We start from the raw sequence: 26,505 nt of genomic DNA, 5'->3' as shown, positions 1-26,505 counted from the left end.
TGCTTTATTGGGGCAATACGAACTGCTCCAGCGGCGTGTCGTTGGGCGTGGCCAGCTGTTTCTTGAGCACCTCGCCCATGGGCAGGTTCAGGTTCACGTTCTTGGGCGCAATGGGCTGCATGAACCATTTGTTGTAGAGCTTGTGCAGCTCGCCCGAACGGATCATCTGCAAAATGGCGCCGTCCACGGCCTTCTTGATCTGCGGGTCGTTCTTGCTGAACTGGATGGCAATCGGCTCGGCACCAATCACCTCGCCCACAATCTTGTAGCCCTTGGGATTCTTGCTCTGGCCGATCACGCCGGCCAGCATGTTGTCGTCTAGCACAAAGGCATCGACGCGACCCGACTCCAGCATCAGAAAGCTCTCGAACTGATCCTTGCTCATCAGCGTCCTGAAGTTCAGCTCGTTGTCGCTGGCGTATTTGCGCAGAATCTGCACCGCCGTCGTGCCCGTGATGGCGCCCACATTGCGCCCCTGCAGCTGCTTGAAGGAGGTGATGCCCGAGTCGGCACGCACGGCCATGCGCACCTCGCTGACATAGGTGGTCAAACCAAACGCCACCTGCTTCTGGCGCGTGAGGTTGTTGGTCATGCTGGCGCAGTTGAAATCGGCCGTGCCGTTATTGATCAGCGGCATGGTGTTCTGCGGCGTCAGCACCATGTATTTGAGCTGGGCCCGAGGTGCAATCGCATGCACCACCCGCTCGCAGAGGTCCATGTGATAGCCGACGAACTTCTCGTTGGCACCGATCGCGTAGGACATGGGAACTGCTGCCTCTCTTACCCCCAGCACCACGGTGCCGCCGGCCTGCCAGCGCTGCAACGTGGGCGATGCGGACAGATCCACGGCCGTGTCGATATTGGCACCGATATTGGAGCTCGCCGCTTCGGTCTTGCCCACAGCCACGGCCGAACCCGCACATACCAGCGCTGCTGCCAGACCAACCCATTTCAAGGACATGCCCATCACCCACTCCCAAAAACAAAAGCGCCGAGACCCCTGGTCATCGGCGCTTATCACCCACCCGATCCGGCACACACCTCATGCACTCATGAGGCCCTGGTCCGATTGTCCTTGTTCGCTTATTGCTTTGAGTGGAATGCTTATGCCTGCACATCGCCTCATACGTCGCGCTTGGCGGTGGCTGCCCCCATCAGTTCACGCAGGCGCTGGTGGGCGCTGCTGGCCTCATCGACCGGCTGCTGGTGCTTGGCCTGCAGATAGCGCTCGGTGAACACGCCCAGATAGCTCTCCAGTACCTGGCCGGCCTGCACATCGCCGGCATCGCCCACCAGCTCCAGGCACAGGGCCGCCACCTCGCTGGTGCAGAAATGGTCGTCGCGCTTGGATCTGCGCAATTGATAGCGAGAGATCAGATCCGGGTGCAGACTGAGCACGGGGAAGCCATCGAGATACGGGCTTTTGCGAAACATCTTGCGCGCCTCCGACCAGGTCGCGTCCAGCAGTATGAACAGCGGGCGCCTGCCGGGCTGCAGCGCACGGCTGTCGCCGCCGTCCAGCGTCTCCAGCACACGCTCGGCAGGCTCGGAATATTCGCCGGGAAACACCACATAGGGCTGCCATTGCGGATCGGCCAGCAAGGCCTCCAGCTGCGGGTCCACCTCGGTGCGCGACCAGCCGAAGGCATGGGTGTCCTTCACCACGTCGGCAATCAGCCAACCCGTGTTGCTGGGCTTGAGCGGCTCGGCATCATGCATCAGCAGGCAGAAGGCCGCGCGCGTGGCCAGCTCGGGGCGCAGTGCGCACATGCAGTGGGAGGGGCGCAAGCGGCAGCCCTCGCAGCGCTCGCCCTTGGGGCCGCCACGCGCCAGGAACGGGCGCGTGCTTCGTGCCAGCCGCGCCTGGCGCAAGCGCGAGACGGCATGCGGAGACAGCGTGGAGGCAAGAGTTTTCTGCGGAGTCAGAGCGGCAGGGGACAAAGGCGTGGAAGCAGGCAAGACGGACACCAGCGGGTTCGGACAGATGCCCGGATTGTCCCGCCTTTGCCAAATCCAGTGCTGATGCTGCAGGAGCGCCGCTTAGTCGCAGTCGCCCTGCTCGAAGGTCGGACCACGACCGAAGCTGAACACCGTGGGCCTGGCATTCCTGAGTCCGGTGGAAATCACATTCCTGAAGCGATCCGGCTCGCAGTTGAAGCGCGTGTCCAGTACATAGTCCTCGGACTCTGCCTTGACCATGGCATCGCGCCAGGCGGCAGTCGCATCCAGCACCTTGCCGTCCACCATGGGGGCCTGCACCGAATAATTGATGAAGTTGGTCAGGCGCGAACCCTTGGCCTCCAGATAGACCACGGGGTCGGCGGCATTGCCGCACAGCGTCAGGCAGTCGGCGTAGTAGCGGCTGTCCAGCAGAGGCTCGAAGCCGCCAAAGGTCAGATCGCCGAGCTTGATATCGGGCTGGCCCTCGGACACATTCAGCACGCTCTTGAGCGAGAGATTGCAGCTGGGCGCGATATCGATCTCGACAGACTCGATCACCTTGTCGGCCTCGTCGCTGACCAGGGTGATATCGCAGCCGTCGGCGCGGAACTGGTGGCGGTGGAATTCCGAGCGCATGGCCGGGCCGGCAATCTTTTCCACATAGGCCAGATTCATGCCTATGGTTTCGGTGCTGAACAACTGGTCAATCACACGCCTGGCCTGGGCTGCTGGCTGTGCAGGCGCGGGAGCCGGTGCAACGGTCGGGGCCTGTGCCGAGGGCGCAGTGGCTTCGGTCTTGGAGTCCGAGCAGGCCAGAAGCAGGGCAGCGCCAGCCATGGCAGCGGTCCAGACTCCGCAGCATTTGATCCAGCGATGAGGCATCTGCATATCCTTGTGAGTTCGCAAGCCCCGCAATATAGGTGCAGGCCCCGAAATTACCAAGAACAAGAGGCTTCAGCCCCCAACGCACTCCAGTTCGAACAGCGGCATATCGGCCTGACGACTCAGCCATACGCCGCCGCCCAGCTCCTTGAAGTGAGGCTGCAGGCCGCGGCGGTACAACTCGGCGCGGTGGCGATACAGGCGCGGATCGGTCAGTTCCTCGTCGATGATGTCGCGCTCGTAGTCCTCGCGTGCCACGGCCTCGATATAGAGCCCGCCGCGCGACAGCCGGCCCAGATTGGCCAGTGCCTTTTTCAAATCGGCAGGACTCAGATAGGGCAGCACGCCCTGGCAGATCACCAGATCAAAAGGCTGGCCGTCTTTGGGCTGCCAATCCACCACCGAGCCCTGCTCCCAGCCATAGCGCTCGCAGAGATAGGGACTGAACTCCACGCCCTGATACTGCACGCCCGGAAAGTGCTTTTGCACCGCCTCGCGCCACAGGCCTATGCCGCAGCCCACGTCGAGCACCCGCTGCACGGGCACGCGCAGATACGCAAGATACGAGCAGACAAACGCACCCAGCCGCCGCGCGTGCTCGGGATCGATCACGCTGGTCTTTTTGTCAAAGTAAAAGCGCTGGTAATACGCCTCGTCAAACCACTCGTTGCTTGCTGATTGCACGCAGCCTCCTTCAAAAAACAAACGGCGCCCGAAGACGCCGAAACTTCAAAAACCGACGCTGACTCAGGAAAGAGACAGCCAGCAAGGGCCTGGGCAGCCCCGCCGGGGCAAGGCGCGCAGCGCCTCAGGGGGTTAAATTCTGCCAACCACGGACCAGCCCTTGCGCTGGTCCTGCTTGTTGTTCTCGTAGTCCCACACCGTGCCGCAGCGCTCGCAGACATAGCGGGTCACCGTCGCCGTGCTCGAGCCGCGCTCCTCCTTGCGGTTGCCGCGCTGCATCAGTTCGGCATGGCCGGGGGCTTTGCGCCAATTGCGCTGAATGCCGGCACAGGCGTCGCACAGATGGTCTTCGGCAGGAGTGGTGGTGTTGGTCATGAAAAAATTGCTGAATGTGGTGCAGGCCCCGGACGTCCGCCCGCGCTGCAAAGCAGCCATTGTGCCGCCTGCCCCGGTTTTGCACCGGCAGCGGGCACAGCATCACCGCTTGCAGGTCGGGCATGACCGCGCTCGCTGTTGCCGCTCTGGGCTCAAGGCCTTGCCCCGCAAGCGCAGACAGCTCCTGTTTTTGATCCCCACCGCTGAAGACAAAAAGGCCGCTTGCGCGGCCCTGGTTCAGTCAGCCTCGATCATGCCTTCGCTGGGCGATAGGCCAGACAGATCTTGTTGCCGTCGGGGTCGCGCAGATAGGCCAGATACATGGAATCACCACGCCAGCCCGGCGCGTCCTCGATCGAGACGCCGCCCGCAGCCAGGCCCGCCGCATGGGCTGCATTCACCTGATCGGTGGACTGGGCCAGAAAGCCCGTGGTCGCGCCATTGCCCGAGCTGGCCGACTCGCCGTTAATGGGCGTGGAGATGGCAAACACGCCCGTGGGGCTGCGGTAGAAGAAGCGGTTCTTGTTGGCAACGCCGGGCGCAATGCCCAGCTGACCCAGCAGCGCGTCGTAAAAGCGCTTGCTGGACTCCAGATCATTCACACCCAGCATGATGTGGCTAAACATGGTTGTCTCCTGGAAAAGCCCTGTTTCGGGCGAAGATGGGAAATCAGCAAGCCATCGTAACGGGAGCTTGCCGCCCTCTTCTGTCACCCATATTCAGCCCACCATGCTGCCAGACCATTTCACCCCGGTTCCCCTGGACAAGTCCTACCGCCTGCTCAACCACGGCCCCACAGTCATCGTCTCGGCCCAGCATGCGAGCGAGCGCAATGCCATGAGCGCTGCCTGGGCCTGCGCGCTCGATTTCGCACCGCCCAAGATCAGCGTGGTGCTCGACAAGGCCACGCGCACGCGTGCGCTGGTCGAGGGCAGCGGCCTCTTTGCCGTGCAACTACCCACCGTGCCCCAGGCCGCGCTGACGGTGGGCCTAGGCACGGACAGCGCCGTCACCGAACCCCACAAACTCGTCAAACATGGCGTGCAACTGTTCGATGCACCGGGCTTAGCTGTACCGCTTGTGGCTGGCTGTGCCGCCTGGCTGGTCTGCAAGCTGATCCCCGAGCCGCACAACCAGCAAAGCTATGACCTGTTCATCGCCGAAGTCGTGGCGGCCTGGGCCGACGAGCGCGTGTTCCGCAATGGACACTGGGAGTTCGGCTCCGCGCCTGCCGAGCTGCGCACCCTGCACTATGTGGCGGGCGGGCAGTTCTTCGCGATTGGCGAATCGGTGCGCGTGAAATAGAAGCTCTCATGGCCGCATCGCTTATGTATAAAGCGCCGGCAGCTATCAAAATAATGCGCACTTTGCCGTGACGGCCACTGACATCCTCAGGTGCCCCGGCCCGCAGCACCTGCGCACCCGGGTCTTTGTAACCGCCTTGATTTAGACTGCATCACTGACTGACCAAACAACCCATGACTGCAGGTGCCGTACCTCCGCACAGGGCAACGATCTCTGCTATCAATCACCTTGAAGTGACAGGCAATGGCGCAAGAGTTTTTTGATCCCGTGCTGTTCATCAAAGAAGATGCGCCGACGTCGGTCGATCTGTCGCAGACACCGTTTTTCTGCAATATCCACGGGTTCCCCCACTATTGCGCGGAGCCGCCCACAGGCTTGCAGCTGCTTGAGCCTGCAACCAGTGACCCCACGGCCGTCATCGGCAACGCATACCGCGTCCTTTCTGCGACCACCACCCGCCCCGACCCCAAGTACGGCAATCAGACCCGGCTGGAGTTTCAGGCCGATCAGGTCGAGTACGAAGCCATTGCAGTCACGCATCAAACTGCAGCGGCGTTCGGCATGACGCTGATAGCACCGGGCCAGGGAATTCGCATCACCAGCCCCCAGCCACATCTTTCGCTGGTCGACTATGAGTACGGCATGTTTGCCGGACACCGCTCACCTTATGAGGGAACCGGCTACCGCTTGCTGGGCAAGGTCTGTACCGACCTTGAGCATCACGATTTCCCGCATGTCTTCACCTCCATCGACCCTCACCTGCCGCTGGTGATTTCGGTGGGAAAGTATTGGCCTGAGCAGCAGAAAATCTGTCTCGCCGACCTCTGGCTGCCGCGCGGCATGGCCTTGTATGTGCCGCCCCGGCCCAATCTACCAGGGCAGACCTGCCTGGATCTGCACGGCAACCGCAACTCGGCCCTGGCCTGCTGGCGCGGGATAGAGCGCTCCAGCGTCAAAACCCAGACCCTGCTGCAGACCGAAGGCGGCTATTTCTACTGGTTCTGGAACGAGTTGCCCACCACCCACCCTCTTCTCGATTTGACAGGAGCGTCCCATGCTTGAAGCCCGCCCCCGCCTGCGCACCCTTGAACCCGACACGGACAACGGCCTCTACCAGACGCTGCTGGAATCCACCCTGGCGATTCCGTTCAAGATTGACTGGACCACGAAGAAATACAGCTATATCGGCCCGCAGATCGCTGATCTGCTGGGCTGGAGCCCCGAGAGCTGGGAGACCGTGAACGACTGGGCCGAACGCATCCACCCCGACGAGCGCGAGCAAACCGTCTCGCGCTGTGTGGAGCTGTGCCTGGCGGGTGTGGATCACGAGGCCGAGTACCGGGCGCTGACCAGCGACAACCGCTTTGTCTGGGTCAAGGAGGTCGTGCATGTGCTCTGCGACGAACAGGGCCAGCCCACAGCGCTGATCGGCTTCACCTTCGACATCACCGAGCAGAAAAAATCCGAGCATTTGCGCGCCGAACTGGAAGCCCAGAAGCTCTCCAACGCGCGCCTGCAGGAGCGCCTGCGCCTGACCCACGACCTGCACGACGGCCTGGGCGGCGAGCTGGTCCATATGATTGCTTCCGTCGAGCAGGGCAGCGATGCCATGACCCGGCCCCAGGTGCTGTCCATGCTCAAGCTCATCCGCAACGATCTGCGCCAAAGCATAGACAGCAACGCCTCGGCCCAGGTACGCGTGCCAGCCACTCCACAGGAATGGCTGGCACCCTTGCGCCGCCGCTTCAACGATCTGTTCGAGGCCCTGGGTGTGCGCTGCGACTGGCAGTTTCCGCAAAGCTGGAGTCAGCCGCCTAACGCGCTGCAATACCTGGCTCTGACCCGGCTGATCGAAGAAGCTCTGACCAATGTCATCAAACACAGCCAGGCGCGTCATGTGCGCCTGTCCCTGGTGCAGCCGCAGGCCGAGGAGTTGCTGCTGGAGATCGAGGATGACGGCGTGGGCTTTGATGTGCAGGCCGTGGATGCATCGGGCCTGGGCGTGGGCATGCGCTCCATGGCGGTGCGCATTGCGCGGGTCGGCGGACTGCTGGGGATTGAGTCCTCGCCGGGGAGGACGGCTTTGACGGCGCGGGTGGTGCTGGGTTCTGAGGATTGAGTTTTTGGGCTGTGGGGCTTGCCTAGCTTGCGGCTATAGCTATTCTTTTTAGCGCTTTGCTTGGTTTGAATTCAGAGGGCGGGTCTCGGCCCGCCTTGCCGACTCACTTTTTGGCGCGCCAGAAAGTGAGCAAAGAGCACAACCCGACTGTCCGCGTCCCTGCGGCTTCGCCTCCGGGCAAACCTGCGCCACGCATTTCAGGCTGCGGTGCGGCAAAACTCGCTTTGCGCTACGCGCGCCGCTCAGACAGGTTGCCGCAAATTTGTTCACGATGCATTGGCACTCTGCGGTGCCAATGCCCTCAGCCCGAACCGCGTGCCGCAGGCGCAGACACACGGGTGGGAGCAGGCAGCCGGCAAGAGTGGTGGCGAAATTGACCCACAACGCTTATTCAGCAAACGAAAGCAGCTATCAAAAGCACAAAGAAGCTATCCCGCATCCGGTATTGCACCTTTTGCCCACGCCTGTGATGGCGGCCTCTTGGTGCTGGCAGCTGCACCGTAGAGTGCAGACGCTTCAACTTCAAATCTGCGGCAACCTGTTTGAACGAAGCGCTGAAAGCGCGAAGTGAGTTTTGCCGCAAGCAGCAAGAGCTTGACGGCGCAGGCTGCCCCGTAGTGAAGCGAAGGGGTCGTGGACGGCAGGGGCCAGCTCTTTGCCTACTTTCTGGCAGCAGAAAGTAGGTCGGCAGGCGGGCCGAGACCCGCCCTCTGTCCATCAATCGGGCATGTCGTTAAAAGAAAAACTCAAGCCAAATCGACCTTAACCCAAGGTAGAGCAAGCCCAGGCAGCTATCAAAACAAGAAGGGCATGTGACCCAACAAGAACCACATGCCCCATCATCCTCAAACCCAGGCGCACAAAGCGCCATCAGCCATCAATATTCGAGGCAGATCTTGCCAAAGTGCTTGCCCGCTGCCTGGTGCTCGAAGGCCGCCACCATCTGCTCTAGCGGATAACGGCTGTCGATCACGGGCTTCCAGCCGAAGATCTCCAGCGCGCGCACCATGTCCTGCTGCTGCTCGCGGCTGCCGACGATCAGGCCCTTGAGGGTTTGCTGCTTGCGCATCATCTCCACCGTGGGCACGGCGCCCGCAAAACCGGTCAGCACGCCGATCAACGCGATATGGCCGCCCACGGCGCAGGCGCGAATGGACTGGGGCAAGGTGCCGGGGCCGCCGACCTCGACCACGATGTCGGCACCGCGACCGCCGGTGGCGGCCAGAACGGCGTCGCCCCATTCGGGTTGCTCCTTGTAGTTGATCACCAGATCGGCCCCCAATGCCTTGAGCTGCTCGGCCTTGGCCGCGCTGGAGGTGGTGGCGATGACGGTGGCGCCCATGCTCTTGGCCATCTGCAGCGCAAAGATGGAGACGCCGCCCGTGCCCAGCACCAGCACGGTGTCGCCGGCCTTGAGATGGCCGTCCACCACCAGCGCGCGCCAGGCCGTGAGGCCGGCCGTGGTCAGCGTGGCGGCCTCGGCATGGCTCCAGCCCTTGGGGGCATGGGTAAAGCTGGTGGCGGGCAGGTTCACGAATTCGCGTGCAAAGCCGTCCACGCCGTCACCGGGCACGAGCTGGAAGTCGGAGGGCACATGGCGGCCCGACAGCCATTGCGGAAAGAAGGTGGAGACCACGGCATCGCCCACGGCAAATTCCGTCACGCCTGCGCCCACGGCCGTGACCAGGCCTGCGCCGTCGGCCATGGGAATGCGGCCGTCGGCCGCCGCGCCGGGACGGCGCACCACGCCCAGGTCATGGTAGTTGAGCGAGCTGGCGTGAATGCGCACCTGGATCTCGCCCGCAGCAGGCGCCGCGGGTGCGGGCAGCTCGACAAGCTTCAGGTTTTCGAAACCGCCGGGCGCGGCCAGTTGCATGACTTTCATGGAGTGCTCCTCAAGAGGTGAAACAGATGCTTTGCATGGTGCCGTCAATGCGCATCCACCACCAGTACCAACATATTTGTTGGGTAGTATTAAAAATGTAAGCAATGCATGAATGCGGGCTGGCGCTAGGATGCTTGCACTTTGGAACTGCAGCGAGGTGCCCATGAAACGATTGAACAGCAAAAGCGGCTGCGCCGTGGAGGTGACGCTGTCGGTCATGGGCGGCACCTGGAAGCCCATCATTCTGTTCCAGCTGCTGCATGGCAAAAAGCGCTTTGGCGAGCTGAGCCGTGCCATCCCCGGCATTACCCAGCGCATGCTGACGCTGCAGCTGCGCGAGTTGGAAGAAGCCGGCATCGTCGAGCGCACGGTGTATGCCGAGGTGCCGCCGCGCGTGGACTATACGCTGACCGAGCTGGGCCGCAGCCTGCAGCCGGTGCTGATCGCCATGCGCAACTGGGGCATCGCCTACAGCAAGAACTTTGCTCAGGCCGAGCCCATGCACGACGCGGATCAGAACGGCGCAAGCTGCCTGCCGGAATTGAAGCAAAAACAGGCTTGAGCGCTTACCCATCAAGCGTCTAAAGCTATCAGTTTCAATAAGTTGACAGCAAAAGCCCGCAGGCTGCAAAAGCTTGCGGGCTTGGGTCTGAAGCCGCAGGGCTTACTTGCCGGCGGTCAGCGTGGTGTAGCTGTTGATCAGGTTGCGATAGTCGGGGATGTGGTTGGAGAACAGAGTCCCCAGCCCCTCGATATCGTTGCGCCAGTCGCGGTGCAGCTCGCAGGCCGCGCCGAACCAGGTCATGAGCTGGGCGCCGGCCTGCTCCATGCGGCTCCAGGCAGCCTGCTGGGTCATGCTGTTGAAGGTGCCCGATGCATCGGCAATGACGAACACCTCGAAGCCTTCAGCCAGGGCAGACAGCACGGGGAAGGCCACGCAGACCTCGGTCACCACGCCAGCCACGATGAGCTGCTTCTTGCCCGTGGCCTTGACGGCCTTGACGAAGTCCTCGTTGTCCCAGGCATTGATCTGGCCGGGACGCGCGATATAGGGGGCAGTGGGGAATTTTTCCTTGAGTTCGGGCACCAGCGGGCCGTTGGGGCCGGTCTCGAAGCTGGTGGTCAGAATCGTGGGCAGCTTGAAGTATTCGGCCATGTCGGCCAGGGCCAGCACATTGTTCTTGAACTTGTCGGGGTCGATATCACGCACCAGGGACAGCAGGCCGGTCTGGTGGTCCACCAGCAGCACGGCAGCGTTGTTCTTGTCGAGGCGGATATAGGGTTTGTTGCTCATGACGGTCTCCTTCAGAGGTAGTGGAGGGATGAGGAAAATCAAACGCGCTGGGAATCCAGCACTTCGTGGTTCTGGATCACTTCCTGCGCCTTGGCGTAGCTTTCGATCAGCAACTGGTAGTTGGGGAAGATGCCGGTATAGGCCTGGGCCCACTCGGCCGCGTCGTCGCGGTTCCAGGTCTTTTGCAGCTCCGAGGCCACGGCCGCGGTGTCTATGGGCACCACACCGGCCTGCAGCATGCGGGCCAGAGTGATTTCCTCAGCCATCTTGGAGTAGGTGCCCGACGCGTCGATGACAGCAAACACCTGGTAACCATCGGCCACGGCAGCGATGGAGGGAAAGGCCATGCAGACGCTGGTGATGGTGCCGGCGATGATGAGCTGCTTCTTGCCCGTGGCCTTGACGGCCTTGACAAAGTCTTCGTTGTCCCAGGCATTGATCTCGCCCTTGCGCGCCACGTAAGTGGCGTGAGGTGCGTTCTGGTGTATTTCGGGAATCAGCGGGCCGTTGGGACCCTGGGGCACGGAGGCCGTGGTGATCACAGGGATCTTGGCCAGCGAAGCGATCTTGGCCAGAGTGCTGGCCAGGCGGCGCAGCGTGGTGAACGGCATGTCCTGCACGGTCTGGAACAGGCCGCTCTGGTGGTCAATCAACAGCATGGCCACGTTGTCCGGATCGATCACGGGCTTGGTACCGTTGAAATTGGCGGGGATGGCTGCGGTCTGGATGCTCATGGAAGTCTCCTTGGAGTCGGGAATGAAGGGGAGAGGGTTTCGCTTCCCGGACCAGCGGATCGCTGCAGGCCCGGGGACGCAATGGCACTGAGGACTCAGTGGTTCGGTACGGCCGTTGACGCATTGCGCTCGGCCGCCGGGATGCGGCCGAACTGGCCGCTGCGGAAGTCCTCCAGCGCCTGCTGGATTTCCTCGTCGCTGTTCATGACGAAGGGGCCGTAGCCGACCACGGGCTCGTCAATCGGTTCGCCCGACAACCACAGCAGCGTGACGTCGCTGTTGGCTTCCAGATGCACGCTGTCCGCAGCGCGATCCATATGCACCAGTTGTCCGGCGCGGGCAATCTCCTGTCCGTTGACCAGCAGCGTGCCGTGCAGCACCACCAGCGCCAGCGTGTGGCCGGCTCGGGCCTGCAGCTCGGTGGTGGCTCCGGCGTTCAGCCGCACATCCCAGACATCGATGGGCGTGAAGGTTTTCGCCGGGCCGCGATAGGCGGCCCCCTGGCTGCCAAGATAGTCACCGGCGATGACGCGCAGATGACCCGCGCCGTCCGGCAACGCGACCTGCGGGATGTCGGCATTCAGCAGGGTCTGGTAGCCGGGGGCGGACATCTTGTCCCTGGCCGGCAGGTTGACCCACAGCTGCACCATCTCCAGCGGTCCGCCGCTGCGTGCAAAGGCTTCTGAGTGGTACTCCTCGTGCAGGATGCCCGAGGCCGCCGTCATCCACTGCACGTCGCCGGGGCCTATGGTGCCGCCGGCACCCGTGGAGTCGCGGTGGGCCACTTCCCCCTCGTAGACGATGGTCACGGTCTCGAAGCCGCGGTGCGGATGCGTGCCCACGCCGCGCCGCGCCGTGGTGGGCGTGAAGTTCTGAGGGCCTGCGTGATCCAGCAGCAAGAAAGGGCTCAGGGCCTTGCCGTGGTCGCCATAGCTGAACAGCGAACGCACGGGAAAGCCATTGCCCACCCAGTGGGGACGGGGGGCTTCATAGACACCCAGGATTTTCTTGAGCATGACATTTCTCCTTGCGGCTGGCCTGCAGTCCCTATGGATGCCACAGGCGTTGAACATGGAGAAAGTATGAATTTGGAACGATGACTTGAGTAGTCCACAATATTCAGCCTCAGAGTTCTATTTTTAAAACGATGAAGCTGCCCGATCTCAACGAGCTCTACTACTTCGCCCAGGTGGTGGAGCACGGCGGATTCGCGCCCGCAGGCCGCGCACTGGGCCTGCCCAAGTCCAAGCTCAGCCGCCGCGTGGCCCTGCTCGAAGAGCGCCTGGGCGCGCAGTTGCTGCTGCGTTCCACGCGCAGCTTTGCCGTGACCGAGGTGGGCAAGCGCTACTACCAGCACTGCCGCGCCATGCTGACCGAGGCCGAGGCCGCCGAGGAGTCCGTGGCGCTGGTGCATTCCGAGCCCTGCGGCAAGGTGCGCATGAGCTGCCCCGTGGCCTTGCTGGCCTCACGCGTGGGCCGCATGCTGGGCGAGTTCATGCGCCTGTATCCGCGCGTGGAGCTGCAGGTGGACGAGACCAATCGGCGCGTGGACGTGGTCGGCGAAGGCCTGGATCTGGCCCTGCGCGTGCGCCCGCCGCCGCTGCAGGACAGCGATCTGGTGTTGCGCACGCTGGCCGAGCGCCGGCAATGCCTGGTGGCCGCACCCGAGCTGCTGCAGCGCCTGGGTCAGCCCGGCGGCCCCATGGACCTGTCGGCCTGGCCCAGCCTGGACATGGGCGGCGTGCAGGAAACCCACCGCTGGGTGCTGCACGGACCCGACGCCGTGCGCGCCGAGGTCAGGCACCAGCCGCGGCTGGTGACACAGTCCATGCTGGCCCTGCGCGATGCGGCTCTGCTGGGCGCCGGGGTGGTGCAGTTGCCCAGCATGTTCGTGCGCGAGCACCTGCGCAGCGGCACGCTGGTGCAGGTGCTGCCGGGCTGGGAGCCGCGCCCCGAAATCATCCACGCCGTCTACGCCTCGCGTCGCGGTCAGCTGCCCGCCATACGCGCGCTGCTCGACCATCTGGCCCAGTCCTTCAAGACCTTGTCGGAAGACTGAGCATCAAAACCGCCTCCAGCAATTGCTGGGTAATCGCCGTCAGCTATCGAAACGATAACAGCAGCATCAACCCAGAGCCGCCTGGATATCGCCGGCCAGCTTCTCGGGCTTGTCCTGGGGCGCGTAGCGGCGTATCACCTGCCCGTCACGGCCCACGAGGAATTTGGTGAAATTCCATTTGATGGACTTGGTGCCCAGCACGCCTGGCGCTTCGGAGGTGAGCCAGCGGTACAGCGGATGCGCACCGTCGCCGTTGACCTCGATCTTGTGCATGAGCGGGAAGCTGACGCCGAAGTTCAGCTCGCAAAAGCTCGCGATCTCCTCATCCGAGCCTTTCTCCTGCGCTCCGAACTGGTTGCAGGGAAAGCCCAGCACCACCAGGCCCCGGTCCGCATACTGTTCGTGCAGTGCCTGCAATCCCTTGTACTGGGGCGTGAAGCCGCAGGCACTGGCGGTATTCACGATCAGCAATACCTTGCCCTGGTACTGCGACAGAGGAGTGCTGCGCCCCTGGATATCGGTGGCCTCAAAGTCATAAACACTGTTTGCCATGCTGCTCTCCCGCCAAAGTGAAGCCCCAAGCTTAAGGCAGTCGGCAAAACATCTCACCATTGGAAACAAGCCCGCGCAGCCACGCCACGGAGACAATACCGGGGCTGCGACCATAGAAAAAACTATCCCCGCAAGCAGAGCGCCTGTTTTTTGGGCATTCTTCGCAGTCTTGCCTTCTTGCGGCCCTTGGCGGGCTGCCTTGCAACGTGCGTTTGTCCTTGAACGAATTGAAAGAAAAATGGGTAGCTCAGGCCACAGCTTTGTGGATGCGCGCTCGCGCCAGCACAGCGGGCCAGCGCATTGCAGCCCTGCCCTGGTGGCGTCGCTGGCCGACGCGGCGTGAATGGCTGTGGTTTGCCGCGGCCTTGCCGGTGCTGTTTGTCGTCTATGTGCTGCTGCTGATTCCGTTCACGCCCAGCATCAGCGACATCCGCAAGGCCAAGCTCGAGCAGCCGGCGCAGATCCTGAGCGCCGACGGCAAGCTGATCGGCGAGTTCAAGCGCAGCAACCGCCAGTGGGTGCCGCTGGAGCAGATTTCGCCCGCCGTGGTCAAGGCCCTCGTGGCCACCGAAGACCATCGTTTCTACGAGCACCACGGCATGGACTTCACGCGCACCGTGGGGTCGGTCATCCACACCCTTGGCGGCAATCCCCAGGGCGGCTCCACCATCACCCAGCAGCTGGCGCGCAATCTCTATCCCACGGAAATCGGCCGTGCACGCAATGTGAACCGCAAGCTCAAGGAGGCGATCACGGCCTTCAAGATCGAAGCGCTCTACACCAAGGACGAGATTCTCGAGACCTATCTGAACACCGTGCCCTTTCTCTACAACGCCTATGGCATAGAGATGGCTGCGCGCACCTATTTCGACAAACCGGCCGCCAGGCTCACGGTGCTGGAAAGCGCCACGCTGGTGGGCATGCTCAAGGGCAATGCCTATTACAACCCGGTGATCAACCCCGACCGCGCGATTGCCCGGCGCAACACCGTGCTGAGCCAGATGGTCAAGCGCGGCGAGCTCAAGGACGATGAGTTCGAGCGCCTCAGGAAACGCCCCATGCGTCTGGACTTCGAGCGCCAGGAGGAGCCCACGGGCATGGCGCCGCATTTTTCCCAGCAATTGCGCAAATGGCTGATCGCCTGGGCCGACAAACACGACTACAACATCTATACGGACGGCCTGATCGTACGCACCACGCTGGACTCGCGCCTGCAGAACTGGGCGCAGCAGGCCGTGAACCGCCAGATGCAAACGCTGCAGGGCATTGCCAACAACAACTGGAGCCACCGGGACGGCTGGAGCGCCGAGAACGCGCTGGTGCTGCAGCTGGTGCGCGAGACGGAGGCCTTTCGCAGGCTTGCCAGAAGCGGCAGGCCTTCCGACATCAGCGAAGAAGAGGCGCTCAAGAAGCTGCTGGCCGACAAGACCTTCATGAGGCAGCTGCGCGAGGACAAGACCCGCGTGCAGGCCGGCTTTCTGGCCATAGACCCGCGCACCTCGGCCGTGCTGGCCTGGGTGGGCAGCCGCGACTATGCCCAGGATGCGTTCGACCATGTGGCCCAGGCACGTCGCCAGCCCGGCTCCACCTTCAAGCCCTTTGTCTATGGCGCAGCCCTGCAGCGTGGCGCCAGGCCCGAGGACACGCGCAAGGACGAAGCCGTGGAAATCCAGCTGCCCGGCGGCGAGGTATGGCGTCCCAGCGATGCCGTCGAGCCCACGGGCGTGCCCATGAAGCTCAGCGATGCCCTGGCCTATTCCAAGAACACCATCACTGCCGAGCTGGGCCAGGAAGTGGGCATGGACCGCGTCATCAAGCTGGCCCGCGGCCTGGGCGTGCGCCAGAGCCCGCTGGAGCCCGTGCCTTCGCTGGCGCTGGGCTCCAGCCCCGTCACGCTGCTGGAAATGGTCAACGCCTACGGCAGCATCGCCAACTCCGGCCGCTATATTCCGCCCCAGTTGGTCACCCGTATCGAGAATGCCGACGGCGAGCTGCTGGCCGAATTCACCCCGCCCAAACCCGATCAGGTCTGGGACGAGGAAGAAAACTACGGTCTGCTGGAGATGATGCGCGCCGTGATCGACAAGGGCACGGGCCGCGCGATTCGCAAGCAATATGGCATTCGCGCCGATGTGGCCGGCAAGACCGGCACCACCCAGGGCAATGCCGACGGCTGGTTCATCCTCATGCACCCACAGATCGTGGCCGGCGCCTGGGCAGGCTTCAACGATGCGCGCATCACGCTCAAAAGCGACCAATGGGGTCAGGGTTCGCGCAGCGCCCTGCCCATGGTGGGCGACTTCATGTCGCGCGCCATGCGCAGCCCGCTGCTCAATGCCAAGGCCCGGTTCACCGAGCCCAACACCAGCCACTGGTGGAGCGATCTGGTGGGCCGTCTGCGCGACAAGGTTCAGGAATGGAGCGGGCCCGCAGATGAGGGCAACGATCCCGATCGCACAGCGCCGACAGCTCCCGCCCATCCAGCACCCAACAGAAGCAATGGCAGCGAGGTAGACATCATCGAGAGCACGCCCGCCGCACCGCCCTCGACCGGCGGCCAGCCGACGCCTGCCGACAGCAGCGCCCAGCCGCCTGACCTCGACAGCAGCCCCGGGCTGGCTCCCGGCGAGATGATGCCTGGGCCTGCACCGAGCAAAGCCCCCGCGCCTTCAAGCTGGAGCGATATAGGCACACCGCTGCCGCCAGCGGCGCCGCTGAATGCGCCGCAGGACAGCCAGTAGCGCGGTTTTCAGCCACATGCCCCACTGGGCTGTCGAATAACTGGTCCAATTGCAGACCGATACCCGCCAGCAGGTCTCCCACCAGGAGGCCGCTGGCGGATTTGTTTTCGCCGGGCATGAAACCCACATGCCGATGGCGCTGCGCCGATCCGGAGCCGACATGACCGCCAATACACCAACCATAGTCACCTTTGCCATCTACCTGCTGGGCATGCTGCTCATAGGTTGGGCGGGATACAAAGCCACGTCCAACCTGTCCGACTACATCCTGGGCGGGCGCAGTCTGGGCTCGGTGGTCACGGCGCTGTCGGCCGGAGCCTCGGACATGAGCGGCTGGCTGCTCATGGGCCTGCCCGGCGCGGTATTTGCCACCGGCCTGTCGGCCTCGTGGATTGCCATAGGCCTGTGCGTCGGTGCCTGGCTCAACTGGCGCTTTGTGGCGGCACGCCTGCGCGTCTATACCGAGAAGGTGGGCAATGCGCTGACATTGCCCGACTACTTCACCAACCGCTTCGAGGATGGCAGCAGCCTGCTTCGCATCGTCACGGCGCTGGTGATTCTGGTGTTCTTCACCGTCTACTGTGCCTCCGGCGTGGTCGCGGGCGCCCGACTGTTCGAGTCCATGTTCGGCATGGACTACCAGACAGCCCTGTGGGTGGGTGCCGTGGCCACCATGGCCTATGTGTTCATCGGCGGCTTTCTGGCCGTGAGCTGGACCGACACCATCCAGGCCTCGCTGATGATCACCGCACTGATCCTCGCGCCGCTGATGGTCATCTATGCCGATGGTGGCGTGGGTGCCAGCGCGGCCATCATCGAAACTGCGCGCAGCGGTGCCTTCGACATGTTCCGGGGCCAGGGAGCGATCGCCATCGTCTCCTTGCTGGCCTGGGGTCTGGGCTACTTCGGCCAGCCCCATATTCTGGTGCGCTTCATGGCGGCCGAGTCGATCAAGACCATTCCCAACGCGCGCCGCATCGGCATGAGCTGGATGATGCTGTGCCTGGGAGGAGCCGTGGCCGTGGGCTTCTTCGGCATTGCCTTCTTTGCCAGCCGCCCCGATATTGCGACAAACGTCAACGGCAACCATGAACTCGTGTTCCTGGAAGTCGCCAAGCTGCTGTTCAACCCCTGGATCAGCGGTGTGCTGCTGGCCGCCGTGCTGGCGGCCGTGATGAGTACCCTGTCCTGTCAGTTGCTGGTCTGCTCCAGCGCCCTCACGCAAGATATCTACAAAACCTTTTTGCACAGGAACGCCAGCCAGAAGCAGCTGGTCTGGTTCGGCCGTGCCATGGTGTTCGCGATTGCCGTGATCGCCATCCTGATTGCGCAGGACCCCCAGGCCAAGGTGCTGGGCATGGTCAGCAATGCCTGGGCCGGCTTCGGCGCCGCCTTCGGCCCGCTGGTGCTGATCTCGCTGCTCTGGGCCCGCATGACACGCAACGGCGCGCTGGCCGGCATGGTCGTGGGCGCGGTCACGGTCCTGGTCTGGCAGCATTACCAGTGGTTCAAGCTCTATGAGATCGTTCCCGGATTTTCGTTTTCCGCTATCGCAATCATAGTGGTCAGCCTGCTGGACAAAGAGCCTTCGGCCACGATCATGGCCAAGCACCGCGAGGTGGAGGCTGAAATCGCTGCCCACGGCGAATAAGCACTTTGGCCTCCGAGAAAGCCCTGTACGGCACTGCTGGCAGGGCTTTTTTGTCGCCAAGGCGATCAGGATGCAACCTCTAGGGGCCGTGAGCGGCCTCTCTCAGAGTGCACAAAAAATAGGCGCAACTTGCATTTTCAGGGCCTATCCGTCACACTTACGGGTCGAAATTTCAGGCATTACCTGAGATTCTGAAAGGTTTAGTGAATGCTCAAGGCCGCTGCAGCCAAGGTATATCAGACGGGTTTAGCGTTGATGCTGGGTGCCGCTTTTGCGCTGGCATCCCCTGCGGCTTTGGCGCGCAAAGCGCCGGAAGTCGGTGCCACCGTTCCCGGCTTTGAGACCGTGAGCCTGGCCGAACTGCCGCGCGAAGGCCGCACCACCTATGGCCGCATACTCCAGGGCGGCCCGTTCTCCAGCGACAAGGACGGCACGGTATTCGGAAACCGTGAGCGCATACTTCCGCGCCAGGCCAGAGGCTATTACCGCGAATACACCGTGCGCACGCCAGGCGCGAAAAACCGGGGTGCGCGGCGCATAGTCTGTGGCGGCTTGCAGCCCCAGGTGCCCGATGCCTGCTTCTACACGGGCGACCACTACAACAGCTTTCAGCAAATCGTCCAATGAAGTTAAAAGATGCCCTCCAGGCCCGCCACACAGCGGCTTTTGACCTCTTGAATTCCGCAGCGGCGGTTTGCGCAGACAGCCTACAGCGCTGTCAGTACCGACTCTGCCACCAGTTTTGATGTTTTTAGAAAGAATCACGGAGATGGACACGCCACTTCGTAAGCCCTCGGAAACACCGTTGCGCAATGTTCGCCCGAACATCGTGCAATCCATTCGCGCCTATCGCATTCCTGATCTTCAGGCAGCAGCAGAGGCGCTGGGCTCCCATTTCCTTTATGCCAATCTGGCCCATGCCCAGACCAAGGCCGATGTTTTCGAGCTGCTGTCCACCCAGTTCTACCTGCCGGCACACTTTGGCAAGAACTGGGATGCGCTGTATGACTGCATGACCGACCCGATCAACAAATCCGGCCCGCAACCCGGTTTTGTGGTGGTGCTCGACCAGATTCCGACCACTCCCAAGTTCGACAAGGAAGTGCGCGAGCAGTTGCTGGACGTGTTCCGCGATACTGCGGACTTCTGGGCAGAGCGCAAGATTCCCTTCCGCTGCTTTTACTCATTCCTATAGGTCGGCTGCTGCGGCGCACACGACACCAAATGCCCGCCTTGAATGCGGGCGTTTTTGCTTTCAGAACCAGAGGCTCAGGCTGTGCCACCCTGAGCGGCGGCCTTGAACTGCATCCACTTGCCCATTGCAATCACCAGCACGGCGCCGCAAGCGGCCGCTGCGTAATGCGCCCAGGGATTGATCCGTACAAAACCTTCGAGCATATGGTCGCTGGTGATGGTTTCGCCGGCCACCCAGCCAATCAGTGCCGCGCCCAAAGTGACGATGACCGGAAAACGCTCCATCAGCTTGATCATCAGCGTGGAGCCAAAGATGACCAGCGGAATGCTGATGGCCAGGCCCAGAATCAGCAGCAGCATATCGCCGCCCGCTGCAGCAGCCACGGCGATCACATTGTCCAGACTCATGACCAGATCGGCGAGCAAAATGGTGCGAACGGCAGCCATCATGCCCTGCCTGGCCACGCTGCCGGAATCCTCTTCTTCATCTTCGCCCTTGAGCAGGCCCACGCCAATCCACAGCAGCAGCAGGCCACCGATCACCTCGACGAATGGCAGTTGCATCAGCTTGGCTGCCACCACCGTCAAGGCAATACGCAACACCACGGCGGCACCGGAGCCGAGCAGCACCGCTTTTTTCTGCTGCTGCGGCGGCAGGCCACGTGCGGCCAGAGCGATGACCACCGCGTTGTCACCCGAGAGAATGATGTTGATCCAGACGATCTTGAACAAGCCGATCCAGAAATCGGCACCGAGCATGGCATCCATGGAAAATATTCCTGAGTTCTCTGTCCGTTGCACCTTGAACGGACAAACGCCCGGCATTGCAAAGCCAGGCGTGATCAATGCAGGGAAGTTTAGCCAACTGCCTCCTGGAGCCGCTATCGGCGTATTGCTTCTGACGTCATGGGAATTGCAGGCCACGGAGTTCGCTTCCGTTTTGGGACAGACTCCGCAGGCACCTCAAATTACCAGTTTTCAGTGATAGCCAAGCGACTTGATCTCGGTAACAGTGAGATACGAAAACCAGCGGCACCTCACACAATATGGCAGAGACTTTTTCCCTCCCTACAGAGTCCATTCTCCCCAGCCCCTTGATCGTGGTGGAGGATGAGCCGTTGATCCGCAATCGGCTGGAAAGCATTTTGCATGGCCTCGGATATGCGGATGATGCTCTCATCTTTGCTGCAACCCTGGGGCAGGCACGCGCCCGGCTGGCGGAGCATCCGGTCGCCATGGCACTGGTGGACCTGGGCTTGCCCGACGGCAGCGGCATAGAGCTGATCAGCCAGTTGCGCGCCGCCGACCCCGGCATGGGAATTCTGGTCATCTCCGCCTGGAGCACCGAGGATGCCATTCTGTCGGCGCTGCGTGCCGGGGCCAACGGCTATGTGCTCAAGGAGCGCGACGACCTGGAGGTCACCCTGTCCATACGCAGTGTGCTGCGCGGTGGCGCCCCCATCGACCCTTTCATTGCACGGCGCATCATTGCCGAGTTGCAGCCTTCCCAGCCCACGGAAGCGCACAAGGAGATGCCGCCCGAAGCCCTACTCAGCGCCCGCGAAATCCAGATCCTCAAGCTGGTCGCAGACGGCATGACCAACCGGGAGATCGCAGAGTCGCTCTTTCTCTCGCGCTACACCGTGGAATGCCATGTGAAGAACATCTACCGCAAGCTGGCCGTGCCTTCGCGCACCAAGGCGGTCAGCGAGGCCCGGGCACGCGGTTTGCTGAGCTGAATGTTCAAGCGGTCGGCTCTCTTGCTGCGCCTGATATTTGCGCTCGTCATGGGCTGGAGTTGCGGCGTGGCATGGGCACAGGAGCTCAGGCCTCAGGACCTGCTTTGTGAACCGCGCATTGTGGCTCGCCAATCGGCCAAGGCACTACTCGAGGGGCCTCCACCCGATGCGGCCTTGCTGCAATGGGTGGATGTGCCGGGGCTGGATGACTGGAGTCAACGCTGGCCCGGCTATGACGGTGCCGCCTGGTACCGCATCGATTGGGAGAGCCCCTGCGGGCGCGATCAGCCCGTGGCGCTGGCCGTCGTCAATATCGTGATGGCGGGCGAGGTGTTCGTGAATTCAGAACTGATCTGGCGCGATCAATCGCTGGTGGAGCCGCTGAGCCGCAGCTGGAATATGCCACGCTACTGGCTGCTGCCCAAGGCGCTGCTCAAGGAGCAGGGCAACAGCATCTGGGTGCGCGTCCACGGGCTCAGCAGCCAGACGCCAGGCCTGGGGCGGCTGCGCATAGGCCATCCAGCCGAGCTCAAGCAATGGACGGCGCAGGCCACCTGGAACCTGCGCACCATTTATATGGTCTGCATCACGGTCAGCCTGGTGCTATGTCTACTGTTTTCGTTTGCCTGGCTCCACAACCGCAATCAAAAACTCTATGGCTGGTACGCACTCAATCTGATGTGCTGGGCACTGATGCTCTGCTTTATGGTCATGACTGATCCCTGGCCCTTCAGCAGTACGCCGGCCTTTGCCAAGGGCAATTTGCTGGTTTTCATTGCCTTTACCTACACTTTCTGCATTTTTACGCTGCGCTTTGCGGAATTACGCCTCATGCGGCTGGAGCGTACGCTGGCCGGCATATGCAGCCTCTGTGCTGTATTCGCCCTGTCTGTGCCCGATGCACAGATGGCGCTGAGCCAGGCCGTCTGGCTGCTGATGTTCTGTCTTTGCGCTCTGGTCTGCCTGCTGTTTCCACTGCGCGCGCTGCAGACACGCACGCCAGCCCACATCGCGTTCAGCCTCTGCTTCGTGCTCTACCTGGCCATCGGCGTGCACGACCTGCTGCTGCTGACCAAGACCCTGGATCACAATCTGACGCTGACTCCCTACACCACCTTGCTGAGCATGCTGGTGATCGCGTGGTTGCTGGGGCGGCAGGTCGTATGGAATATGCGCCGCATCGAGCACTTCAACCACGAACTCAGTCTCACCGTCACACAGGCCTGCGACGACCTGAGCCAGACCCTGGAGAGGGAGCACCATCTGGCTCTGAGCCACTCCCGCCTGCAGGAACGTCTGCGCATTTCCCAGGATCTGCACGACGGTCTGGGCGGCTCTCTGGTGCGCTCCATTGCACTGGTCGAGCAGAGCAGCGCCCCTTTGCCCAATGCCCAGGTGTTGTCCATGCTCAAGCTCATGCGTGACGACCTGCGTCAGATGATTGATACCGGCACCAGCACCGCCATCCAGGTTCCCGAGACACCCATGCAGTGGCTTGCTCCGCTGCGCCACCGCTTTGCACGGCTGTTCGAGGAGCTGGACATTCAGGTGAAGTGGTGTCTGCCCGAATACTGGACTCACGCGCCCAGCCCCATTCAGTGCCTGACCCTGACCCGCGTGCTGGAAGAGGCATTGACCAATGTCATCAAACACAGCCGCGCCAGCCAGGTCCAGGTTCGGCTGGAGATTCCCGACGCCAGGGAGTTGCAGCTGCAGATCGAGGACAACGGCACAGGCTTTGATTTGGATAGCACACAGATCAACAGCATGGGCGTGGGCATGCGCAGCATGCTGGCGCGACTGGAGCGCCTGCAAGGCACTCTGGTCATACAGTCCAGCCCCGGCCGCACCGAGCTGCGAGCCAGCCTGCCCCTGTTCGGCAAGGTGCAACGTCACACCGAAGTACAGAGCGCCGTGCCGTCTCCCCAGAGCATCTGGTAACTGCGCTAAGCTTTCTGCATGCCCCTGCTTATCGACGGAACACCGCATGAAGACGGCGTCTTCAACCTTCAGCTGACGCCTGACGCGCCGCACAGGCTCAAAACCAGCCCCGGTCAGGGCAGCCTGACCCTTGGCCCCAGGACGCTGTTGAGAACAGCGGACCTGTGGCTGCCTGTCGACGCCTGCGTGCTCTGGTCCTGCTTTGACCCCTTTGCCACGCCCGCCGGCTCGCCCTGGCCACGCAGCTTCTACTACACGGGCAATGACAGCGGCTTCTTCACATGGGCGCAGCTGCGTGCTATCGAAAACTTCAGCTGGTACCCACAGCTGCAGCAAGATGTACATATCGACGCCAGCCAGTCACAGATTCGCGAACTGAGCATTCATCTGCAAGCGGGCAATCAGGGCCACATCCACCTGAAGCTGCCGCAGCAGGGCATGCGCCTTCATCTGCATGGCAATCTGGAGCAAATCACCGTCACCGCAGGCCTGCCTGAAAGCCTGAGTTTGAGCCCGGCCACCAGCAAGAACCCGGCCGACGAAGCCTTCCAACTGCCCGACATGGGCAGCCTGAAACAGGTCACCACGCTGGAGCTGAGCAATGGAGCGGGAAAGCAACCCATTTCGCTGCAAAACCTGCTGCAGTTTTCGAAGCTGGAATCGCTCTCCCTGTGGGGTAACCACAGCGATTTGGCTCAGCTTTCATCATGTACGCAGCTCAAGGCGCTATCACTGCGTTTTATGCGCCATCTGTCGGGACTGCCTGTGCTGTCGACCTGGCCGGAGCTGGACTTCTTCATCGCCTACAACGTGGAAGAAGCCACTGGCAAACACCTGCGCCAGCAACTCAAGGATCGTGCCAAGGCACGACCCTGGGCTGACTACACATCCGTCAGCCAGTTGCGCAAGCCCGAATGGTGGGCCAAGGAATATGGGCGTCCATTTGCGGGCTGGCCCGCGGCCCGCGCCAGGATTGCACATGCAGCTTATGAGCTGGCAGAGCAGGAAATTGGCGCGGCCAGCAGCCTTGGTCATGTGCAAGCTGCACTGACGGCCTTTGCCGCCCGCTTCAACACGGTCAAGGGCATTGAAACCAGCGAACGTGAAGACCTGGGGCTGGCCGTGCAGCAGCTGGCACAACTGCCTGCGGCGCTGGCTCTGAAGCTGACGCATGAGCAGGCCCAGCAGTGGTTTGATGAAAACCGCGATTACTAGCGATTACCGAGTGGCCGCAGGGTCGACCTGCGCAATGATGCCGCCGCCCAGGCAGACATCGCCGTCATAGAGCACGGCGGACTGACCAGGGGTGACAGCCCACTGCGCTTCGGGAAAGTCCAGACGGAAACCGGCCTCCGTGGCCTGGGAAATCAGCGCCGGCGAATCGGGCTGACGGTAGCGGGTCTTGGAGCCGTAGGCCTTGCCCTCGGCCGGAGCATGGCCGGCCACCCAGCTGACCTGATCGGCCAGCAAGGCATGTGACTGAAGCAGCGGATGGTCATGGCCCTGCACCACGCGCAGAATGTTCTTGTCCATTTCCTTGCGCGCCACAAACCAGGGTGCATGGTCGCCCGCACCACGGGCAGCGCCCTTTTCCTTGACGCCGCCAATGCCCAGACCCGAACGCTGTCCCAGCGTGTAGAAGGACAGACCCACATGCTTGCCCAGCTTGCGGTTGCGGTCGTCGAGGATGAGACCCGGCTCCTTGCTGATGTAGCGGTTCAGAAAGTCTCGGAACGGGCGTTCGCCAATGAAGCAGATGCCCGTCGAGTCCTTCTTCCTGGCATTGGGCAGGCCGATCTCCTCGGCAATGCGGCGCACCTCGGTCTTGTGCAGCTCGCCCACGGGGAACATCGCCTTGGACAGCTGGGCCTGGTTCAGGCGGTGCAGGAAATAGCTCTGGTCCTTGCTGTTGTCCAGGCCCTTGAGCAGCTCGAACAGCTGGGTGGACGGATTCTGGCGCACACGCGCGTAGTGGCCGGTGGCGATCTTCTCGGCCCCCAGGCGCATCGCATGGTCGAGGAAGGCCTTGAACTTGATCTCCGCATTGCACAGCACGTCCGGATTGGGCGTGCGACCGGCCTGGTACTCGCGCAGGAACTCGGCGAACACGCGGTCCTTGTAGTCGGCAGCAAAGTTCACATGCTCGATCTCGATGCCGATCACGTCGGCCACGGCCGCCGCATCGACAAAGTCGATATTCGACGAGCAGTACTCGCTGTCGTCGTCATCTTCCCAGTTCTTCATGAAGATGCCGACGACCTCGTGGCCCTGCTGTTTGAGAAGATAGGCGGTGACGGCGGAATCCACACCGCCCGACAAACCCACCACGACACGCTGCTTGTTGCTCATAGGTATGCGATTATCCCAGCGCCCGTCAACTGCTGCGGGCGTGAGGATTTGCCATGGAACTGCGCCAGCTGCGCTACTTTGTACGAATTGTTGAACTGGGCTCCATGAGCCGGGCGGCGCTGGATCTGGACATGGTGCAGTCGGCGCTGAGCCAGCAGATCAGCCGCCTGGAGTCGGAACTCTCGACCCGGCTGCTGCAGCGCACGCCGCGCGGCGTCATCCCCACCGAGGCCGGCCAGGCCTTTTTTCACCAGGCCCAGCTCACCCTGCGCCATGCCCAGCAGGCCATACATGCGGCCCAGCAGGCGCGGCTGTCGGGCGCCGTCAGCATGGGCCTGTCGCCCACGATTGCGAATGTGCTGGGCCTGCCGCTGATGCGCGCCATGCGCGAGCGCTACCCCGAGGTGCGCCTGCACATGGTGTCAGCCCTCTCGGGGCATCTGACCAGTCTTCTCAACGCCAGACAGCTGGATCTGGCTATCCTTTTCGATACTCAGAGCGCCCGGCGCTGGAGCGTGATGCCGCTGCTCGAAGAGCAGCTGTTTCTGATTCAGTCGCGCCAGCAACCGGTGGCGCCGCAGATTCAGCATGAAGTGCCCATCAGCCTGGAGCAGTTGCAGCAAGTGCCGCTGATCCTGCCCTCGGGCAGCCACGGCCTGCGCAGCTCCATCATGGCCTCGTTCACCAGTGCCGGTTTCCAGTCGCAGATGGCCATGGAAATCGACTCGCTGTCTCTGCTGATGGAAGCGGTCGCTGCCGGCATGGGCGCCACAGTCCAGCCCTGGTCGGCCGTGGGCATGTACCGTGATGCTGCCGAGCGTTTTCAGTGGTCGCAAATCGCCGATGATTCGGTGCGGCGCAAGGCCGCGCTGTGCAGCCTGTCCGATGACGAACTCTCGCCCGCCGCCCTGGCGGCACGTGTGGTGCTGACGGACTGCGCCCGCCAGCTGGTGCAGTCGGGAGTCTGGCGCGGCGCCTCCCTGACGGATTGAGCGCGCTCTCCAACAGCCGGCATGCGACGGTGCAGCCGGAAATCAGAACCCGGGCCCTGACAGCGCTT

27 protein-coding genes are annotated in these 26,505 nt (G+C 62.5%); 14 read left to right on the top strand and 13 right to left on the bottom strand.

Features of this window, described 5'->3' with window-relative positions:
• Window positions 1-4: 4 nt before the first annotated feature.
• From JAO85_RS11810 to JAO85_RS11785, 6 genes are all read right to left on the bottom strand, one after another.
• The gene (locus JAO85_RS11810; protein ID WP_039050321.1) at window positions 5-967 is read right to left on the bottom strand and encodes a transporter substrate-binding domain-containing protein; all 963 of its coding nucleotides are present in this window, start codon (window positions 965-967) and stop codon (window positions 5-7) included.
• Window positions 968-1,122: 155 nt separating this feature from the next.
• Window positions 1,123-1,959 carry a tRNA-uridine aminocarboxypropyltransferase gene (locus tag JAO85_RS11805; RefSeq protein WP_202788129.1) on the bottom strand — a complete coding sequence of 279 codons (837 nt, stop codon included), beginning with the start codon at window positions 1,957-1,959 and terminating at the stop codon, window positions 1,123-1,125.
• A gap of 81 nt (window positions 1,960-2,040) precedes the next feature.
• On the bottom strand, window positions 2,041-2,823 hold the full coding sequence (locus JAO85_RS11800) for a hypothetical protein (protein WP_202788128.1): 783 nt from the start codon (window positions 2,821-2,823) through the stop codon (window positions 2,041-2,043).
• A gap of 72 nt (window positions 2,824-2,895) precedes the next feature.
• The gene (locus JAO85_RS11795) at window positions 2,896-3,507 is read right to left on the bottom strand and encodes a class I SAM-dependent methyltransferase (protein WP_054074359.1); all 612 of its coding nucleotides are present in this window, start codon (window positions 3,505-3,507) and stop codon (window positions 2,896-2,898) included.
• Window positions 3,508-3,639: 132 nt separating this feature from the next.
• A complete protein-coding gene (locus JAO85_RS11790; protein ID WP_003066979.1) occupies window positions 3,640-3,882 on the bottom strand; it encodes a hypothetical protein in 243 nt (80 codons plus the stop codon).
• Between the two features lie 251 nt (window positions 3,883-4,133).
• Window positions 4,134-4,508: a VOC family protein gene (locus tag JAO85_RS11785; RefSeq protein ID WP_003072386.1), complete on the bottom strand. Its 375-nt coding sequence runs from the start codon at window positions 4,506-4,508 to the stop codon at window positions 4,134-4,136.
• A 103-nt stretch (window positions 4,509-4,611) separates the two neighbouring features.
• Here JAO85_RS11785 and JAO85_RS11780 point away from each other — a divergent pair, with 103 nt between their 5' ends.
• From JAO85_RS11780 to JAO85_RS11770, 3 genes are all read left to right on the top strand, one after another.
• A complete protein-coding gene (locus JAO85_RS11780; protein ID WP_202788127.1) occupies window positions 4,612-5,187 on the top strand; it encodes a flavin reductase family protein in 576 nt (191 codons plus the stop codon).
• Window positions 5,188-5,430: 243 nt separating this feature from the next.
• Window positions 5,431-6,249 carry a hypothetical protein gene (locus JAO85_RS11775; protein WP_039050324.1) on the top strand — a complete coding sequence of 273 codons (819 nt, stop codon included), beginning with the start codon at window positions 5,431-5,433 and terminating at the stop codon, window positions 6,247-6,249.
• Window positions 6,242-7,306, top strand: coding sequence for a PAS domain-containing protein (locus JAO85_RS11770; RefSeq protein WP_039050325.1), 1,065 nt, complete (start codon window positions 6,242-6,244; stop codon window positions 7,304-7,306). Before JAO85_RS11775 ends, JAO85_RS11770 begins: the two co-directional genes overlap by 8 nt.
• 877 nt (window positions 7,307-8,183) lie before the next feature.
• On the opposite strand, the gene JAO85_RS11765 is transcribed toward JAO85_RS11770, so the two are convergent.
• On the bottom strand, window positions 8,184-9,191 hold the full coding sequence (locus tag JAO85_RS11765) for an NAD(P)-dependent alcohol dehydrogenase (protein ID WP_039050326.1): 1,008 nt from the start codon (window positions 9,189-9,191) through the stop codon (window positions 8,184-8,186).
• Between the two features lie 157 nt (window positions 9,192-9,348).
• Here JAO85_RS11765 and JAO85_RS11760 point away from each other — a divergent pair, with 157 nt between their 5' ends.
• A complete protein-coding gene (locus JAO85_RS11760; protein WP_276203155.1) occupies window positions 9,349-9,753 on the top strand; it encodes a helix-turn-helix domain-containing protein in 405 nt (134 codons plus the stop codon).
• Between the two features lie 102 nt (window positions 9,754-9,855).
• On the opposite strand, the gene ycaC is transcribed toward JAO85_RS11760, so the two are convergent.
• The 3 genes from ycaC to JAO85_RS11745 form a co-directional block, all read right to left on the bottom strand.
• Window positions 9,856-10,485 (bottom strand): isochorismate family cysteine hydrolase YcaC, encoded by a 630-nt coding sequence (ycaC, locus tag JAO85_RS11755; protein ID WP_012840285.1) that lies wholly within the window; start codon window positions 10,483-10,485, stop codon window positions 9,856-9,858.
• Between the two features lie 38 nt (window positions 10,486-10,523).
• On the bottom strand, window positions 10,524-11,219 hold the full coding sequence (locus JAO85_RS11750) for an isochorismatase family protein (RefSeq protein ID WP_012840286.1): 696 nt from the start codon (window positions 11,217-11,219) through the stop codon (window positions 10,524-10,526).
• A 95-nt stretch (window positions 11,220-11,314) separates the two neighbouring features.
• Window positions 11,315-12,235, bottom strand: a complete 921-nt coding sequence (locus tag JAO85_RS11745; protein WP_202788126.1) for a pirin family protein — start codon at window positions 12,233-12,235, stop codon at window positions 11,315-11,317.
• Window positions 12,236-12,366: 131 nt separating this feature from the next.
• On the opposite strand from JAO85_RS11745, the gene JAO85_RS11740 reads away from it, so the two are divergent.
• On the top strand, window positions 12,367-13,278 hold the full coding sequence (locus tag JAO85_RS11740) for a LysR family transcriptional regulator (protein WP_080771133.1): 912 nt from the start codon (window positions 12,367-12,369) through the stop codon (window positions 13,276-13,278).
• Between the two features lie 66 nt (window positions 13,279-13,344).
• Here JAO85_RS11740 and JAO85_RS11735 read toward each other — a convergent pair whose 3' ends face one another.
• The gene (locus JAO85_RS11735; protein WP_039050328.1) at window positions 13,345-13,830 is read right to left on the bottom strand and encodes a glutathione peroxidase; all 486 of its coding nucleotides are present in this window, start codon (window positions 13,828-13,830) and stop codon (window positions 13,345-13,347) included.
• Window positions 13,831-14,096: 266 nt separating this feature from the next.
• On the opposite strand from JAO85_RS11735, the gene JAO85_RS11730 reads away from it, so the two are divergent.
• The 4 genes from JAO85_RS11730 to JAO85_RS11715 all read left to right on the top strand — a co-directional run bounded on the left by JAO85_RS11730 (window position 14,097) and on the right by JAO85_RS11715 (window position 19,417).
• On the top strand, window positions 14,097-16,571 hold the full coding sequence (locus tag JAO85_RS11730) for a transglycosylase domain-containing protein (RefSeq protein ID WP_052263512.1): 2,475 nt from the start codon (window positions 14,097-14,099) through the stop codon (window positions 16,569-16,571).
• 160 nt (window positions 16,572-16,731) lie between these two features.
• On the top strand, window positions 16,732-18,222 hold the full coding sequence (putP, locus tag JAO85_RS11725; protein ID WP_237734808.1) for a sodium/proline symporter PutP: 1,491 nt from the start codon (window positions 16,732-16,734) through the stop codon (window positions 18,220-18,222).
• A gap of 207 nt (window positions 18,223-18,429) precedes the next feature.
• On the top strand, window positions 18,430-18,849 hold the full coding sequence (locus JAO85_RS11720) for a ribonuclease domain-containing protein (RefSeq protein WP_003066953.1): 420 nt from the start codon (window positions 18,430-18,432) through the stop codon (window positions 18,847-18,849).
• Window positions 18,850-18,991: 142 nt separating this feature from the next.
• Window positions 18,992-19,417, top strand: coding sequence for a barstar family protein (locus tag JAO85_RS11715; protein WP_003072350.1), 426 nt, complete (start codon window positions 18,992-18,994; stop codon window positions 19,415-19,417).
• 74 nt (window positions 19,418-19,491) lie between these two features.
• Here JAO85_RS11715 and JAO85_RS11710 read toward each other — a convergent pair whose 3' ends face one another.
• On the bottom strand, window positions 19,492-20,184 hold the full coding sequence (locus JAO85_RS11710) for a TerC family protein (RefSeq protein WP_012840292.1): 693 nt from the start codon (window positions 20,182-20,184) through the stop codon (window positions 19,492-19,494).
• Here JAO85_RS11710 and JAO85_RS11705 point away from each other — a divergent pair.
• The 4 genes from JAO85_RS11705 to JAO85_RS11690 all read left to right on the top strand — a co-directional run bounded on the left by JAO85_RS11705 (window position 20,183) and on the right by JAO85_RS11690 (window position 24,311).
• Complete coding sequence (locus tag JAO85_RS11705) at window positions 20,183-20,401, top strand: hypothetical protein (protein WP_123975067.1); 219 nt, start codon at window positions 20,183-20,185, stop codon at window positions 20,399-20,401. The genes JAO85_RS11710 and JAO85_RS11705 overlap by 2 nt on opposite strands.
• A gap of 61 nt (window positions 20,402-20,462) precedes the next feature.
• A complete protein-coding gene (locus JAO85_RS11700; protein WP_039050329.1) occupies window positions 20,463-21,155 on the top strand; it encodes a response regulator transcription factor in 693 nt (230 codons plus the stop codon).
• The gene (locus JAO85_RS11695; RefSeq protein ID WP_202788124.1) at window positions 21,156-23,096 is read left to right on the top strand and encodes an ATP-binding protein; all 1,941 of its coding nucleotides are present in this window, start codon (window positions 21,156-21,158) and stop codon (window positions 23,094-23,096) included.
• A gap of 18 nt (window positions 23,097-23,114) precedes the next feature.
• Window positions 23,115-24,311 (top strand): transcriptional regulator, encoded by a 1,197-nt coding sequence (locus tag JAO85_RS11690; RefSeq protein ID WP_202788123.1) that lies wholly within the window; start codon window positions 23,115-23,117, stop codon window positions 24,309-24,311.
• 3 nt (window positions 24,312-24,314) lie between these two features.
• Here JAO85_RS11690 and mnmA read toward each other — a convergent pair whose 3' ends face one another.
• The gene (gene mnmA, locus JAO85_RS11685) at window positions 24,315-25,445 is read right to left on the bottom strand and encodes a tRNA 2-thiouridine(34) synthase MnmA (RefSeq protein ID WP_087865968.1); all 1,131 of its coding nucleotides are present in this window, start codon (window positions 25,443-25,445) and stop codon (window positions 24,315-24,317) included.
• A 53-nt stretch (window positions 25,446-25,498) separates the two neighbouring features.
• On the opposite strand from mnmA, the gene JAO85_RS11680 reads away from it, so the two are divergent.
• A complete protein-coding gene (locus tag JAO85_RS11680; protein WP_087865967.1) occupies window positions 25,499-26,437 on the top strand; it encodes a LysR substrate-binding domain-containing protein in 939 nt (312 codons plus the stop codon).
• The last annotated feature ends 68 nt before the right edge of the window (window positions 26,438-26,505 follow it).

Origin of the sequence: Comamonas sp. NyZ500 (genome assembly GCF_016772095.1) — a bacterium.
Classification (GTDB): domain Bacteria; phylum Pseudomonadota; class Gammaproteobacteria; order Burkholderiales; family Burkholderiaceae_C; genus Comamonas; species Comamonas thiooxydans.
The sequence above is the reverse complement of the archived record's forward strand: the minus strand, read 5'-3'. Positions and strand labels throughout refer to the sequence as shown.

Coding starts and splice junctions, on each gene's coding strand:
- JAO85_RS11730 (WP_052263512.1), top strand. CDS start 14,097: ATGCGCGCTCGCGCCAGCACAGCGGGCCAGCGCATTGCAGCCCTGCCC.
- JAO85_RS11785 (WP_003072386.1), bottom strand. CDS start 4,508: ATGTTTAGCCACATCATGCTGGGTGTGAATGATCTGGAGTCCAGCAAG.
- JAO85_RS11745 (WP_202788126.1), bottom strand. CDS start 12,235: ATGCTCAAGAAAATCCTGGGTGTCTATGAAGCCCCCCGTCCCCACTGG.
- JAO85_RS11780 (WP_202788127.1), top strand. CDS start 4,612: ATGCTGCCAGACCATTTCACCCCGGTTCCCCTGGACAAGTCCTACCGC.
- JAO85_RS11810 (WP_039050321.1), bottom strand. CDS start 967: ATGGGCATGTCCTTGAAATGGGTTGGTCTGGCAGCAGCGCTGGTATGT.
- JAO85_RS11680 (WP_087865967.1), top strand. CDS start 25,499: ATGGAACTGCGCCAGCTGCGCTACTTTGTACGAATTGTTGAACTGGGC.
- JAO85_RS11775 (WP_039050324.1), top strand. CDS start 5,431: ATGGCGCAAGAGTTTTTTGATCCCGTGCTGTTCATCAAAGAAGATGCG.
- JAO85_RS11800 (WP_202788128.1), bottom strand. CDS start 2,823: ATGCCTCATCGCTGGATCAAATGCTGCGGAGTCTGGACCGCTGCCATG.
- JAO85_RS11750 (WP_012840286.1), bottom strand. CDS start 11,219: ATGAGCATCCAGACCGCAGCCATCCCCGCCAATTTCAACGGTACCAAG.
- putP (WP_237734808.1), top strand. CDS start 16,732: ATGACCGCCAATACACCAACCATAGTCACCTTTGCCATCTACCTGCTG.
- JAO85_RS11710 (WP_012840292.1), bottom strand. CDS start 20,184: ATGGATGCCATGCTCGGTGCCGATTTCTGGATCGGCTTGTTCAAGATC.
- JAO85_RS11765 (WP_039050326.1), bottom strand. CDS start 9,191: ATGAAAGTCATGCAACTGGCCGCGCCCGGCGGTTTCGAAAACCTGAAG.
- JAO85_RS11700 (WP_039050329.1), top strand. CDS start 20,463: ATGGCAGAGACTTTTTCCCTCCCTACAGAGTCCATTCTCCCCAGCCCC.
- JAO85_RS11695 (WP_202788124.1), top strand. CDS start 21,156: ATGTTCAAGCGGTCGGCTCTCTTGCTGCGCCTGATATTTGCGCTCGTC.
- JAO85_RS11690 (WP_202788123.1), top strand. CDS start 23,115: ATGCCCCTGCTTATCGACGGAACACCGCATGAAGACGGCGTCTTCAAC.
- JAO85_RS11720 (WP_003066953.1), top strand. CDS start 18,430: ATGCTCAAGGCCGCTGCAGCCAAGGTATATCAGACGGGTTTAGCGTTG.
- JAO85_RS11735 (WP_039050328.1), bottom strand. CDS start 13,830: ATGGCAAACAGTGTTTATGACTTTGAGGCCACCGATATCCAGGGGCGC.
- JAO85_RS11790 (WP_003066979.1), bottom strand. CDS start 3,882: ATGACCAACACCACCACTCCTGCCGAAGACCATCTGTGCGACGCCTGT.
- JAO85_RS11715 (WP_003072350.1), top strand. CDS start 18,992: ATGGACACGCCACTTCGTAAGCCCTCGGAAACACCGTTGCGCAATGTT.
- JAO85_RS11770 (WP_039050325.1), top strand. CDS start 6,242: ATGCTTGAAGCCCGCCCCCGCCTGCGCACCCTTGAACCCGACACGGAC.
- ycaC (WP_012840285.1), bottom strand. CDS start 10,485: ATGAGCAACAAACCCTATATCCGCCTCGACAAGAACAACGCTGCCGTG.
- JAO85_RS11740 (WP_080771133.1), top strand. CDS start 12,367: ATGAAGCTGCCCGATCTCAACGAGCTCTACTACTTCGCCCAGGTGGTG.
- JAO85_RS11705 (WP_123975067.1), top strand. CDS start 20,183: ATGGAAAATATTCCTGAGTTCTCTGTCCGTTGCACCTTGAACGGACAA.
- mnmA (WP_087865968.1), bottom strand. CDS start 25,445: ATGAGCAACAAGCAGCGTGTCGTGGTGGGTTTGTCGGGCGGTGTGGAT.